Source organism: Pseudomonas sp. 8_5_2 (assembly GCF_059295255.1).
Window position 1 is genome coordinate 3,138,225 of the sequence record NZ_CM181238.1, and the last position, 13,398, is coordinate 3,151,622.

At 63.1% G+C, this 13,398-nt stretch carries 12 protein-coding genes; all 12 read left to right on the top strand.

The features are described 5' to 3' along the window. Positions 1-7 precede the first annotated feature (7 nt). The 12 genes from AC5O5R_RS14410 (at position 8) to icmH (ending at position 13,375) form a co-directional block, all read left to right on the top strand. Positions 8-559 carry a hypothetical protein gene (locus AC5O5R_RS14410; protein WP_172221741.1) on the top strand — a complete coding sequence of 184 codons (552 nt, stop codon included), beginning with the start codon at positions 8-10 and terminating at the stop codon, positions 557-559. Between the two features lie 158 nt (positions 560-717). Beyond that, complete coding sequence (locus tag AC5O5R_RS14415) at positions 718-1,026, top strand: hypothetical protein (protein ID WP_172221738.1); 309 nt, start codon at positions 718-720, stop codon at positions 1,024-1,026. Positions 1,027-1,747: 721 nt separating this feature from the next. Then, positions 1,748-2,497: a hypothetical protein gene (locus tag AC5O5R_RS14420; protein ID WP_172221735.1), complete on the top strand. Its 750-nt coding sequence runs from the start codon at positions 1,748-1,750 to the stop codon at positions 2,495-2,497. Positions 2,498-2,561: 64 nt separating this feature from the next. Next, positions 2,562-3,101, top strand: coding sequence for a type VI secretion system contractile sheath small subunit (gene tssB / locus AC5O5R_RS14425; protein WP_172221731.1), 540 nt, complete (start codon positions 2,562-2,564; stop codon positions 3,099-3,101). 14 nt (positions 3,102-3,115) lie between these two features. Beyond that, the gene (gene tssC / locus AC5O5R_RS14430) at positions 3,116-4,618 is read left to right on the top strand and encodes a type VI secretion system contractile sheath large subunit (RefSeq protein ID WP_172221714.1); all 1,503 of its coding nucleotides are present in this window, start codon (positions 3,116-3,118) and stop codon (positions 4,616-4,618) included. A gap of 26 nt (positions 4,619-4,644) precedes the next feature. Further along, positions 4,645-5,127, top strand: coding sequence for a type VI secretion system baseplate subunit TssE (tssE, locus tag AC5O5R_RS14435; protein WP_172221696.1), 483 nt, complete (start codon positions 4,645-4,647; stop codon positions 5,125-5,127). Next, a complete protein-coding gene (gene tssF, locus AC5O5R_RS14440) occupies positions 5,127-6,947 on the top strand; it encodes a type VI secretion system baseplate subunit TssF (RefSeq protein ID WP_172221693.1) in 1,821 nt (606 codons plus the stop codon). The genes tssE and tssF overlap by 1 nt, the downstream gene beginning before the upstream one ends. Next, the gene (gene tssG / locus AC5O5R_RS14445) at positions 6,911-7,981 is read left to right on the top strand and encodes a type VI secretion system baseplate subunit TssG (RefSeq protein ID WP_172221676.1); all 1,071 of its coding nucleotides are present in this window, start codon (positions 6,911-6,913) and stop codon (positions 7,979-7,981) included. The genes tssF and tssG overlap by 37 nt, the downstream gene beginning before the upstream one ends. Further along, complete coding sequence (gene tssH / locus AC5O5R_RS14450) at positions 7,978-10,575, top strand: type VI secretion system ATPase TssH (protein ID WP_172221673.1); 2,598 nt, start codon at positions 7,978-7,980, stop codon at positions 10,573-10,575. The genes tssG and tssH overlap by 4 nt, the downstream gene beginning before the upstream one ends. Positions 10,576-10,599: 24 nt before the next feature. Further along, a complete protein-coding gene (gene tssJ, locus AC5O5R_RS14455; RefSeq protein WP_172221670.1) occupies positions 10,600-11,322 on the top strand; it encodes a type VI secretion system lipoprotein TssJ in 723 nt (240 codons plus the stop codon). Continuing rightward, the gene (gene tssK, locus AC5O5R_RS14460; RefSeq protein ID WP_172221667.1) at positions 11,319-12,662 is read left to right on the top strand and encodes a type VI secretion system baseplate subunit TssK; all 1,344 of its coding nucleotides are present in this window, start codon (positions 11,319-11,321) and stop codon (positions 12,660-12,662) included. Before tssJ ends, tssK begins: the two co-directional genes overlap by 4 nt. Further along, positions 12,659-13,375, top strand: a complete 717-nt coding sequence (gene icmH / locus AC5O5R_RS14465) for a type IVB secretion system protein IcmH/DotU (protein ID WP_172221643.1) — start codon at positions 12,659-12,661, stop codon at positions 13,373-13,375. Before tssK ends, icmH begins: the two co-directional genes overlap by 4 nt. Positions 13,376-13,398 lie beyond the last annotated feature (23 nt).

Genomic DNA, 13,398 nt, shown 5'->3' on the forward strand with positions numbered 1-13,398 from the left:
GACGAACATGCACCCGACTCTGCCATCACTGGAACTCACACCGGTCAAATTCAGACTGCTGGCTATCGTATTCATCATCATGCTACTGCTGGTCGGTGGTTTCTCGGTGTACGCCTATGCGCACTACCTGCTGCCCCTGTACGGCAGGCTTTACCGGGCAGCGCCCGTAGTAGAAACCCCCTACCTGGCTTTTGGCCTGCTTATGGCGCCGCCAGCGCTTGCCATTCTGCTCGTGGGAACCGCTACGTGCGCACTGACAGGCAAGAAGTTTGACCCACCCCTCGGCTCGCGCCTGCACCGCTTCCAGACATTGATGTTCGCACTGTCGCTGAAAACACTTTTCTATATCGTACCTGCCGTAATGATCCTGACCTCCGGCGCATTACTGGCCAGAGGTTACACGCCCTGTTCAAAATTGCTGATCTCAGGCTCAGCCTGGCATTTATTCTGGGTCAACGATGAGCGGGTATGTTTCAAGCCGGATCATTACATCAACGATAACTGGCCATGCAAGGTAATCGATGGCAAGGATATTTGCGTTCAGGTCGATGGCCGCTAAAAAAGACCTCCGGCCTACGACTGATGCCGCATAAACTGAAAACCGCGCCCAGATAGCCTATAGCGAGCAGGCGAAGCGCTTCGGCACTTGGCCCCTAACCGGGGCTAATGATCAACACTCAAGGCTTCTCGGTTCGATAGACAACCAGGAATCCAACGATGAATCCAGATGCACTGAAACTCGCAGCCATGGCATTGCGCGACTCGCTTGAGCACTATCAACAGCAAGAGCGCGCTGCAGCCCTGTTGCTTCAGGATCTGGATGGCTTGCTCAAGCGAGCTGCGAATAAAGAAATTACCACCCCCATGGAGGCGCGCGATATCCCTGGCCATCGCTACTTCACCGAAACCCGGCTGGGCGCATGCCGCGACCTTGAAGCGCTCTATGCCTCGTTTTACATCGAACTCATCGACGGCCGAAGCTCGAAAGCTTTTCAGATGCTCCAAGCTAAAATGAGCAAGCCCTGATTACGTCAAACTGATCACATCAGGTACGCCAGGAAACCCACGATTTCTTTCGGTTATGTGCGAAAGGCGACCGATCTGGCCGCGCAGCGAAAAGGCAATTGGGGCCGCTTTGCGGCCCATCGCCGGCAAGCCAGGCTCCCACATGAATTCGATGCAGTCTGGGTGGGAGCTGGCTTGCCGGCGATGGGCTGCGCAGCAGCTCCATTCGCCTTGACTGACTGGCAGTGATTTATGCCTGCCTGGAGAGCGGTGAGCGCTAGCCGTTACTGCCGTAGCTGCCAATCATCATGCGTGATGCACGCTCTCGATGCCCAGCCCCTGCCCGTACTGCCATCATCATACGGCAACCTTGCCAGTGCCCATACGATTGCGCCCAGGCCCAAAAGTGAGACCTGCTTCACTTTTTATAAAAAATTTTTACCCGCGATTTTCAGCATTTTTTTTAGCCCTGCACGCCCACGTTTTAGGGGCGAGGCCCCGTTTTCTGCGCCCCCAACACACAGCCAATGTCACGGCGCCATTATTGCGTCTCTGCACAAAACGGGGAAAAAATCGCCTCCCTTGCCGGAACTTCTTCCGCAGCGGGGTGCCCTACTCGGCATTGCTGGCAACACGATATTCATGTGCCAGCACCCAATTTTCCGCAGCCGAAAGGCGCGATTTTCAGGTCCTCGCCACTGGCGTTTCAGGACGATCAAGCAGGCACATGGACGATGCACCGATGACCCAGACATTCGATGTCGAAGCACTGATCAAGCTGCGTAGCCAGACGCGGGCGATCGCCGATGCGCTGAAAGCGCAGGCGGCTGATTACCTCGCCACCGCGGCGCCGCTGATTCGTCCGCAAAACCTGTTTGGCGAATACCTGCAAGGCGCCCAGCGCAGCAGCGGGCGTGAAACCCAGGGCCACTTCCAGTCGCTGATCGAACTCTACGAACGCATCGGCTCGGCCGCACCGTTCCAGCTGGTCAGTGAGCTGGAAGTGCCGCTCAACCTCATCAGCACCACACCGGAACTGTTCCCGCTGGAATACGACAAGGTCCTGGCCCCGAGTGGGCAGGTCATCCGGATCACCAGCCCGGTGCGTTGGGTGGTGGGCTTCCAGGGCTTCGAGCTGGCGCGTTTTCGCGCGGTCATCAATGACCCCAACCGCAGCAGCGCCGAGCTGTACCGCTTCGTGGTGCATTACCTGGTGCTGTTCTACTGCCTGAGCAAGTCGCCAGGCCTTGGCCGGCTGTTCGAAGGGCTGCGTTTCAGCCTCAGCTTCGAGCGCCTCAAGGGCCTGGGCGACCTGCCGTTCTGCGTTATCAGCTCGCCGGTGCGATCGGCACTACCCGACGATTCGGTTATCCGCAGCAGCACGCAAATTGCCGGCAACACCAGCTTCGAAGAGCTGGTCGGCCGCGACAACATTCTGGAAATGAACGACGAAATCCGTCAGCGCCTGCTGCTGACGATCGAAGGCCTGTAACGCGAAGGGCCTGGCAACGGCCCGCGCAATGATTCGCAGCGAACTGCTCGCAATGGAGAACACGATGGCGAAGAAGGAAAGCACCCAGCACAAACTCGACCGCGTTCGCGCGCCTCGGGTTCATATCACCTACGACGTGGACATCGGCGATGCCATCGAGAAAAAGGAACTGCCCTTCGTCGTCGGCGTACTGGGCGACTTTTCCGGCAACCCGCTGGAACCGCTGCCCAAGCTCAAGGACCGCAAGTTCGTGTTCATCGACCGCGACAACTTCAACGGCGTGCTCAAGGGCATCAAGCCGCGGCTCACCTACCGCGTCGACAACACCCTGGCCCGTAACGGCACCCAGCTGGGCGTGGAGCTGAACTTCAACAGCCTCGAAGACTTCGAGCCGCAGAACGTGGTCAAGCAAGTCGAGCCGCTGCGCAAGCTGCTGGAAGTGCGCAACAAGCTGGCCGACCTGCGCAACAAGATGGGCGGCAACGACAAGCTCGAAGAGCTGCTGATGGATGTGCTGCAGAACACCGAAAAGCTCAAGACCCTGGGCAAGGAATTCGGCCGTGAAGCCGAAGTGAACGACCCATCCAGCAGCGATCGCCCCTGAGCAGGAGCCCGAACATGACCGACAAGCAAACCGCACCGCAACAGGCCGGCGACCTGGTCGAAGTGGAAAACTTCGCGCCACAGCCCTCGCTGCTCGACAGCATCATTTCGCAAAGCCGCGTGGCCCGCTCCGACACCGAGCGCAACCGCACCCGCGACCTGATCGGCGAACTGGTGAACCAGGTGCTCGAGGGCGAGATGACCCCGAGCAAAGACCTGATCGCCGTGCTCGATTCGCGTATCGCCGAAATCGACGCGATGCTCTCCGAGCAGATGAACGAGATCATGCACGCCCGTGAGTTCCAGCAGCTGGAAGCGTCCTGGCGCGGCCTGAAATACCAGGTCGACCAGACCGAAACCAGCACCACGCTGAAGATCCACCTGCTCAACGCCTCGAAGAAGGACCTGGTACGCGACCTCAAGGCCGCCAGCGAATTCGACCAGAGCGCGCTGTTCAAGAAGGTCTACGAAGAAGAGTACGGCACCTTCGGTGGTGCGCCGTTCGGCATGCTGATCGGCGACTACGAGTTCAACCGCAACCCCGAAGACCTGTACCTGCTCGAAGAAGTCTCGCACGTGGCAGCTGCGGCCCACGCGCCGTTCATCTCGGCGGCCTCCCCCGAACTGTTCGGCTGGGATTCATTTACCGAAATGTCCGGCCCGCGTGACCTGGCAAACATCTTCGATACCGTCGAATACGCCAAGTGGAAGTCGTTCCGCGCCTCGGAAGACTCGCGCTACGTCGGCCTTACCCTGCCACACGTGCTCGGGCGCCTGCCCTATGGCCCCGATACCACGCCGGTGGAGGAATTCAACTTCGTCGAAAGCGTCGACGGCCGCGACCACGACAAATACCTGTGGATGAACGCCGCCTACGCCCTTGGCACCCGGGTCACCGATGCCTTTGCCCGCTACGGCTGGTGCGTGGCGATCCGCGGTGTGGAAGGCGGTGGCCTGGTCGAAGGCCTGCCGACCCATACCTTCAAGACCGACGATGGCGAGATCGCCCTCAAGTGCCCGACCGAGATCGCCATCACCGACCGCCGCGAAAAAGAGCTGTCGGACCTGGGCTTCATCCCCCTGGTGCACTGCAAGGGCACCGACTACGCCGCGTTCTTCGGCACCCAGTCGGCGCAAAAGCAGAAGCAGTACAACACCGACATCGCCAACGCCAACGCCCGCCTGTCTGCGCAGCTGCAGTACATTTTCGCCACCTCGCGCATCGCCCATTACATGAAAGCGATCATGCGCGACAAGATCGGCAGCTTCGCCTCGCGCATGGACGTGGAACGGTTCCTCAACCAGTGGCTGGCCAGCTACGTGCTGCTCGACGACACCGCCAGCCAGGAGGCCAAGGCCAAATTCCCGCTGCGCGAGGCCCGCGCCGAGGTGTTCGAGGTGCCAGGCAAGCCAGGCGTGTACAAGGCCGTGACCTACCTGCGCCCGCACTACCAGCTGGACGAACTGACCGCTTCGCTGCGGCTGGTCGCCGAACTGCCACAAGGCGCGCGCGGCTGACGGCCCGGTGTGTACAGGGATGACACATGAGTAACCAGGCCCGCCTGCTGCCCTCGCTGCTCGACCGGCTGCTGGACGACCGACCCTTTCAGTCGGCCGAGCCGGCGGTGCAACGCACCTGCTCGCTGGCCGAGTACAAGGCCAGCATCGTCCGCGACCTCGAGGTGCTGGTGAATACCCGCCAGTCCCTGGTCGCCGCCGAGCTCGCCGGCTTCAGCCAGCTTGGTGGCTCCATCCTTGAATACGGCATGCCCGACTTCATCAGCCGCAGCGTGCTCGACCCGCATGATCGTCGCCTGATCCAGCAACAGCTGGAGCGGGCGATCAGCACCGGCGACCGGCGCTTTCGCCGGGTCCGTGTGCAGCTGCTGGCCCAGCAGAACGGCCATCGCATGTTGACCTTCCGGGTAGACGCCGTGCTGCGCCTGCAGGACATCAGCCGCCAGGTGTCGTTCGACGCTGTGCTGCAGGTCAACACCCAGGAATACAAAGTGCAGAACCTCAACTGATGCTCGACGAACTGCTGCCCTACTACGAAAGGGAACTGTCGCACCTGCGCTTCCTCGGCCAGGAGTTTGCTGCGCAGTACCCCAAGATCGCCTCGCGGCTGCTGATAGAGGGCGACAACTGCGAGGACCCGCACACCGAGCGCCTGATCGAGGCGTTCTCGTTCCTGTCTGCGCGGGTGCACAAAAAGCTCGATGACGAGTTTCCGGAAATCGTCGAGTCTTTCCTCGAGGTGCTGTACCCCCACTACCTGCGCCCTACCCCGTCGATGTCGATCGCCGAGCTGAGCCTGGGCAAGCACGAGAAGGTCACCGAAGCCTACCGCGTTGCACGGCATACCGAGATGCATGCCAATGCCGTGGAAGGCGTGGTCTGCAAGTTCCGCACCTGCTACCCGGTAGCGCTGTGGCCTATCGCCGTGCAGCAGGCCTCGTTCAGCGAGATGGAACGGTCGGCATTCAATGGCCACAGCGCCGACCTGGTGGCGCACCTGCGGATCCGCCTGGGGGCTACCGGCGATGCCCTGTTCGGGCAGATGGAAATGGACTGCCTGAGGTTTTTCCTCGACGGCGAAGCGACGCTGATGCTGCAGCTGTACGAGCTGCTGTTCAACAACCTGGCCAAGGTTACCCTGAGCTTCCAGGACCAGGGCCGCACCCGCGAAGTGGCCCTTGCGGCCGATGCCCTGAAGCCCGTGGGCTATGCCCGCGACGAAGGCCTGGTGGACTACTCCGAACGCTCGTTCCTGGGTTACCGCCTGCTGCACGAGTACTTCACTTTCCCCGACAAGTTCATGTTCTTCGACCTCAGCGGCTTTGCCCGCATCCTGCAGGGCAAGGCCGTCGAGCAGGTGGAGCTGAATTTCTATTTCTCCGATTACGACCTCAGCGATCGCCTGACCCGGCTGACCCAGAACATCGGGCGCAACAACTTCAAGCTCAACTGCACCCCGATCATCAACCTGTTCCGCCAGCAGGCCGAGCCGATCAAGCTGACGCACACCCGCCACGAGTACCCGGTCACCCCGGACACACGGCTGCACAATGCCGCCGAAGTGGTATCGATCGACCGCGTACGGCGGGTGCGCAAGCTGGGCGGCGTCGATCAGGTCGACACCTGCCAGCCGTTCTTCGAGCCACGTGGCGAACAGGACCCGCGCAGCAGTTTCTGGACGGCCCGGCGACGCAGCCAGGGCGATGCCACGGCCATGAGCATCCGCGTGGTCGACCGTAACCTCGAACTGATCGACGCCAGCAATGACACCCTCAGCATCGGGCTGACCTGCAGCAACCGCGATGTACCGCTGATGCTGCCGTTCGGTGGCGAGCGCGGCGACTTCAACATCCCGGCCAACTCGGTGATCAAGGACATCCGCTGCCTGCGCAAGCCTACCGCCACCGTGCGGGTGCCACTGGGCAAAGGGCTGATCTGGCGGCTTATCGCCCACCTTTCGCTCAACCACCTGTCGCTGGTCAGCCAGGGCCGCGAGGTGCTGCTCGAACTGCTGTCGCTTTACAACTACCGCAACGTGTCGGCCATCCGCAAGCAGATCAATGGCATCAAGGCCATCGACAGCGAGCCGGTGGTTGCCCGTATCGGCCACCCGCGGCCGAACTTCGTGCGCGGTGTCGGCATTACCCTGACCCTGGACGAGAGCCAGTTCACCGGCAGCGGCGTGTTTCTGTTCGGCACGGTGCTGGACCATTTCTTCGGCCAGTACTGCTCGATGAACAGCTTTACCCAACTGACCCTGCGCACCCAACAACGAGAAAAGAGAGTCGCCCAATGGCCAGCCCGCACTGGCGATCAGCCCCTGGTCTGATCGATCAGGCCCGAGCCGAGCCGCACCGATTCGAATTCTTTCAATTGGTGCGTCTGCTCCGCCTGCACTACAGCCGTACCGGGCGCATGGACCTGGCAACCCGGCCGCATGAAGACCCGCTGCGCTTTCGCACCCAGCTGTCGCTGGCGTTCCCCGCCAGCGAGGTCAGCGACTTGCACTTCGAGCGTGAAGGCAAAGTGTCGCCGGCCGGCCTGCCGCTGTCCGAGCTGCAGGTCACGTTCATGGGCCTGGTCGGGCCATCGGGCGTACTGCCGCGGCCGTACACCGAGCTGCTGCTCGAGCGCCATGTGCAGTACCGCGACGATGCGGCCCATGCGTTTCTCGACATTTTCTCGCACCGCATGACCACGCTGTTCTACGAGGCCTGGCAGAAGTACAAATTTCATATCGAACACGAACGCAATGGCGCTTCGGCGTTCGATGGCTACCTGCTCAACCTGGTCGGCCTGGGCCCGCGCGCGCAGCAGCTCAAGTTCGAGCAGCAGCCGACGGCGCTGCGCCGCGAGCTGTTCAGCTATTTTGCCGGCCTGCTCAGCCAGAAGCCGCGCAACGCGCTGAACCTTGAGCGCATGCTCGGCTTCTATTTCGCGCTGCCGGTCACGGTGTGCCAGTTTGCCGGGCGCTGGCTGCACCTGCAGCCCGAACAGTGCACCCAGCTCGGGCGCAAGAACGCCCAGCTCGGCCACAGCGCCGTGGCCGGCAACCGGGTCTGGGACTACCAGTCGAGCATTCGTATCGAGCTGGGCCCGTTGAGCCTGGCCGATTACCGGCGCTTTCAGCCGGGCACCGCGTGCTACCGCAAGCTGGTCGAGCTGGTGCGCTTCTATATCGGCGCCCAGCTGGACTTCGAAATCGCCCCGCGCCTGCAGCGTGAGGCAGTGCCGCGCGCCCAGCTGGGCCGCAGCGGCAATGTTGCGCTGGGCTGGCTGGGCTGGCTCAAACGCCCCGGTCGTGACGCGGAGCCTTCGCGTTGCGCCGTCTTCCAAATACCTTACGATGGGGTCGCCTTGTGAACCTGAAGTCTCTGTTCGCCAAGCTCAACGAAACCAGCCGCACGGCCACTGAAAGCGCGGCGGCCCTGTGCCTGTCGGAGCACCATTACGACGTCGAAGTGGAGCACCTGCTGCTGCAGCTGCTCGACGCCGGCGACAGCGACCTGGCGCCGATCATGCGCCACTACGATGTGGTCGCCGAACGCCTGCAGGCGCAGCTGGTCACGGCTTTGGGCACGTTCAAGAAAGGCAATACCCGCACCCCGGCCCTGTCGCCACATATCACCCGCATGATCGAGCAGGCCTGGCTGTTGGCGTCGATCGAATACGGTGTCGGCCAGGTGCGCAGCGGTTACCTGTTGCTGGCCCTGCTCGACGACGCTGAACTGCGGCGCGTGCTGATCGCCTCGGCGCCGGAGCTGGAGAAAATCAACGCCGACGACCTGCGCCTGAACCTCACTGGCCTGGTAGAAGGCAGCACCGAATCCCGGCAAGCCAGCCCGCTGGCCAGCCCGGCAGCACCGGCAGCCAGTAGTGCCAAGGCCGGCGGCAAGACCCCGGCGCTGGACCAGTACACCATCAACCTCACCCAAAGCGCCCGTGAAGGCCGTATCGACCCGGTGCTGGGCCGCGAGTTCGAAGTTCGGCAGATGGTCGATATTCTCACTCGCCGCCGCCAGAACAACCCCATCCTCACCGGTGAAGCCGGGGTCGGCAAAACCGCAGTGGTCGAAGGCCTGGCCCTGCGCATCGCCCAAGGCGATGTGCCGGCAGTGCTCAAGGACGTGGCCGTGCATACCCTGGACCTGGGCCTGCTGCAGGCAGGCGCCGGGGTCAAGGGCGAGTTCGAGAACCGCCTGAAGGCAGTGATCGAAGAGGTCAAGCGCAGCCTGCACCCGATCATCCTGTTCATCGACGAAGCGCACACCCTGATCGGCTCCGGCGGCCAGGCCGGGCAGAACGATGCCGCGAACCTGCTCAAGCCCGCCCTCGCCCGTGGCGAGCTGCGCACCATTGCCGCCACCACCTGGGCCGAATACAAGAAGTACTTCGAGAAGGACGCCGCCCTCGCCCGCCGCTTCCAGGTGGTCAAGGTCGAAGAGCCCGACGAAGACAAGGCCATTCACATGCTGCGTGGCCTGCTCGGGAAAATGCGCGAGCATCACAAGGTTGCGGTAATGGACGAAGCGCTGGTGCAGGCGGTGCGCCTGTCCAGCCGCTACATCACCGGCCGCCAGCTGCCCGACAAGGCAGTCAGCGTGCTGGACACCGCCTGTGCGCGCATTGCCCTGGCGCAGTCGTCGCAGCCTGGGGCGCTGGAAGACTGTCGCCGACAGATCGACAACCTGCAGGCGGAAATCGCCGTGCTTGGCCACGAAGCCGGCAAGGGCCACGACCATGCCCGCCGTCTGGGCGAGCTGCAGGCTGCCCTGCAGGCCGAGCAGCAGCGCGAGCAACAGCTGAGCAGCCAATGGCAGCAGGAGCTGGAACTGGTCGAGCAGCTCAAGGCCCTGGATGCCGAAAACGACGCCGACGCCCACCAGCTCAATGCCCTGCGTGCCGAGCTGGCCCGCGTGCAAGGCGACCAGCCACTGGTGCACGCGCTGGTCGACAGTGGCGCCATCGCCCAGGTGATCAGCGGCTGGACCGGCATCCCCCTGGGCAAGATGCTGCGTGACGAGATCGACACCGTGCAGCGCCTTCCGGCCCTGCTCGGCGAGCGCGTGCTGGGCCAGGACCACGCCCTGCACGAAATAGGCAAACGCATCAAGATTTCCCGCGCGCGCATGGAAGACCCGAACAAGCCGATCGGCGTGTTCCTGTTGCTCGGGCCCAGTGGCGTCGGCAAGACCGAAACCGCCCTGGCCCTGGCCGATACCCTGTATGGCGGCGAGCGCAACCTGATCACCATCAACATGTCCGAATACCAGGAAGCGCACACCGTATCGAGCCTGAAGGGCTCGCCACCGGGCTACGTCGGCTACGGCGAAGGCGGTGTGCTGACCGAAGCCGTGCGCCGCAAGCCGTACAGCGTGGTGCTGCTCGACGAGGTAGAAAAAGCCCACCCCGATGTGCTCGAACTGTTCTTCCAGGTGTTCGACAAGGGTGTGCTGGACGATGGCGAAGGGCGCGAGATCAACTTCCGCAATACCGTGATCATCCTCACCTCCAACACCGGCACCGAGCGCATCATGCAGACCTGCCTGAATGCCGCCGAGCGACCAACGCCCGCGGCCATCGTCGAAGGCCTGCGCGACGAGCTCAATCAGGTGTTCAAGCCTGCCTTCCTCGGCCGCCTGAGCATCGTGCCGTTCTACCCGGTGCAGGACCAGATCCTGGCGCGCATCGTCGCGCTCAAGCTCGAGCGCATTGCCAGGCGTTTCGCCCGCAACCACCAGGCCGAACTCAGCTACGACGAAGCGCTGGTCAACGCCATCGCGGCACGCTGCACCGAGGTCGACAGCGGTGCGCGCAACATCGACAACATCCTGTCCCAGACCTTGATGCCTGAGCTTGCCCAGCGCGTGCTCGAGCGCATGGCCCAGGGCTCGCCAATCGAGCGCCTGGTGATCGAACTGGGTAGCGATGGCGATTTCGCCTATCGCCTGGCCTGAACCGTTTTCGGAGATTTAGCCGTCATGCATCACCAGCACACCGCCCTCAAACGCCTGACCGCCGCAGCCCTGCTGCTGGCGCTGGCCGGCTGCGGGGTCACCGACCGCATCGGCAAGCGTATGGAAGACAGCTGGGCAGCCGACATGCTGGCCGACAGCGAGAAGGTCATCCTGACGTCCGACGGCGGCAACCACCTCAACCCCGACGCCAACGGTCAGCCGCTGTCGGTGGTGATGCGCGTGTACCAGCTGACCGACCTCGAGCGCTTCGCCGCGGCCGACGCCGAGACCCTGTGGGCCAGCCCGGAAAAAGCCTTGGGCAACACCTTGGTCGAGGCTCGCGAAATCACCCTGCTGCCAGGCATCGGCCAGATCGACCAGTGGCCGCTGCCGAAGAACGCGCGCTACGTCGGCATGGCGGCGTTTTTCCGCGATGAACAGGGGGCACGCTGGAAAGTCGCGTTCGACGCCAACTCGCTGCGCAAGGACGGTATCTGGTTCTCCTCCGATGGCCTGCGGGTGCTGGTGGACAACACCGAAATCAGCGCCATGCGTGGCGTCGACGTGTTGAACACAGCGCCTGCTGCGGACCCGCTGGTCGCCGCGCAAAACGCCGAGCAGGCCCCGCCAGGCCTCACCGACAAGGTGCAGGACGCGGTGCTCGACAAGGCCAGCGATGCCGCCGGCCAGTCGGCACGCAACGCCATGGATTCAACCTTCAACTCTCTCGTGGATGGCACCAAATGAGTAAGCAGAGCCGGGTCATGTGGTCGGAAGGCATGTTCCTGCTGCCCCAGCATTTCCAGTATCAGGATGAGTTTCACCAGCACCAGCTGGCCGAGGCTTCGCTGCGCGCAACGCCGTTCAACTGGGGCGTGCAGGCGCTGCAGGTGGACGAGGATGCCCTGGCCAACGGTACGTTGCAGCTCAAGCGGCTGAAGCTGGTGTTTCCCGACGGCAGCCTCTACGACGCACCGCAGCACGACCCGCTGCCCGCCGCGCGCGACCTGAAGGACCTGCTCAAGGCCAACGACCTGAAAGTCCATGCCGCGCTGAAGCTGGCCGAGCCGTTTGGCCGCAACTACGTCGAGGACGGCCAGGAACACAAGGCGGCACGGCGCTTTCGCAAACAGTTCGACACCCTGCCCGACCTCAACGAAGGCGAGCTGGAAAACGAAATCACCAGCCTGCGCCTGAACGTGGTGCTGCTGGTCGACGGCGACAGCCTGGACGGCTACAGCCACTGCCCGCTGGTCAAGCTGACGCGCAACAGCATGGGCGGCTTCAACCTCGACCCGCATTTTGTCCATCCGACCCTGCACCTGGGCAACCATGAGACCCTGGCCGGCATCGGCAAGCGCCTGCTCGGTGCCCTTCAGGCCAAGAGCAAGGCGCTGTCCGGCCGGCGTCGCGAGCGTGCCGACCAGATCGCCGAGTTCGGCTCCAGCGATGTCACGCTGTTCTGGTTGCTGAACACGGTGAACCGCGCCCACCCACAGCTGGCCCATCTGCTTGCCCACCCGCGCCTGAACCCAGAGCGCCTGTACCTGTTCCTGGCCGACCTCGCCGGGGGCCTGCTGACCTTCACCCTGGACACCCAGCTCGGCGATATCCCCGAGTACGACCACCATGACCCGGCGGCTTCGCTGGCCAGGCTGGACGAGATGATCCGGGTGATGCTCGACAACGTCGTGCCCAACCAGTGCGTGGTGATCAACCTGACCCAGACCAAACCGTCGTACTGGCAGGGCCAGCTGCGCGACCCGCGCCTGGCCGAAGCCGACTTTTATGTTTCGGTGCACGCCGACATGCCCGGTGCCAGCCTGCTTGAACTGGTGCCGCGGGCGGTCAAGATCGGCTCCCCGGAGGACATCGAAGTGGTGGTCAACAGCGCCATGCCCGGGGTCACCCTGAACCATGCCACGCGGCTGCCCAACGCGATCCCGGTGCGCCTGGACAACCAGTACTTCGCGATCGAGCCGCATGGCCATGTCTACGAGCGGATGATGAACGCCCAGACCATCTGCTTCTATGCGCCCGGCGCCCTTACCAACCTGAAGCTTGAACTGATGGCGGTGCTCAAATGACCGAAGCCGCATTGCAACAGGGCGCCGCTGTGGCCGCCCAGGAAAAACCGACACTCAAGGCACTGGTCCAGGACTTCGTCAGCATGGCGCTGATCGTGCGCCGTGGCCGCCAGGTCACGTCGGTGCAGGCCTTCGAAGGCAGCGTCGAGCGTTTCTTCGCCAACCTGGAACGCGATGCCCGTGCGGCCAACTACAGCGTCGAGCAGGTCAAGGATACCCAGTACGCGCTGTGCGCCTTCCTCGACGAAAGCGTGTTGCGCGCCGGTGACAACGAACTGCGCCGGCACTTCGAGCTGCAGCCGCTGCAGTTCCGCTACTTCGGCGTGCACCTGGCCGGTGAAGGCTTTTTCGAGAAGGTCGACGCGCTGCGCGCCGACGTCAAGCAGAACATCGACGTGCTCGAGGTCTATCACCTGTGCCTGGCCCTGGGCTTCGAAGGCAAGTTCAGCCTCGGTCAGAAGGACCAGCTGCGCTACCTGGCCAACAGCCTCGGCCAGGACATCGCCCGCTACCGCAAGGCGCCCAGTGCGCTGTCACCGGACTGGGCCCTGCCCGACCAGGTGTCGCAGATGCTGCGCCATGAAGTGCCGCTGTGGGTGTACCTGGCGTTGATCGCGCTGGTCTGCGTCGCTGTCTACCTGACGCTGGACTGGTTGCTGGACAAGGACGTCGCCGCCCTTTCAGAACAAATTCGCCAGCTGTTCAGTGCCTGAGCCCCGTTCAGGTAGCCGAGTCA

What these genes read in the sequence shown, in the direction of transcription:
- tssB (WP_172221731.1), top strand. Translation starts at nt 2,562, where the DNA reads ATGGCGAAGAAGGAAAGCACCCAGCACAAACTCGACCGCGTTCGCGCG.
- tssG (WP_172221676.1), top strand. Translation starts at nt 6,911, where the DNA reads ATGGCCAGCCCGCACTGGCGATCAGCCCCTGGTCTGATCGATCAGGCC.
- tssJ (WP_172221670.1), top strand. Translation starts at nt 10,600, where the DNA reads ATGCATCACCAGCACACCGCCCTCAAACGCCTGACCGCCGCAGCCCTG.
- tssF (WP_172221693.1), top strand. Translation starts at nt 5,127, where the DNA reads ATGCTCGACGAACTGCTGCCCTACTACGAAAGGGAACTGTCGCACCTG.
- tssK (WP_172221667.1), top strand. Translation starts at nt 11,319, where the DNA reads ATGAGTAAGCAGAGCCGGGTCATGTGGTCGGAAGGCATGTTCCTGCTG.
- icmH (WP_172221643.1), top strand. Translation starts at nt 12,659, where the DNA reads ATGACCGAAGCCGCATTGCAACAGGGCGCCGCTGTGGCCGCCCAGGAA.
- AC5O5R_RS14415 (WP_172221738.1), top strand. Translation starts at nt 718, where the DNA reads ATGAATCCAGATGCACTGAAACTCGCAGCCATGGCATTGCGCGACTCG.
- tssC (WP_172221714.1), top strand. Translation starts at nt 3,116, where the DNA reads ATGACCGACAAGCAAACCGCACCGCAACAGGCCGGCGACCTGGTCGAA.
- AC5O5R_RS14410 (WP_172221741.1), top strand. Translation starts at nt 8, where the DNA reads ATGCACCCGACTCTGCCATCACTGGAACTCACACCGGTCAAATTCAGA.
- tssE (WP_172221696.1), top strand. Translation starts at nt 4,645, where the DNA reads ATGAGTAACCAGGCCCGCCTGCTGCCCTCGCTGCTCGACCGGCTGCTG.
- AC5O5R_RS14420 (WP_172221735.1), top strand. Translation starts at nt 1,748, where the DNA reads ATGACCCAGACATTCGATGTCGAAGCACTGATCAAGCTGCGTAGCCAG.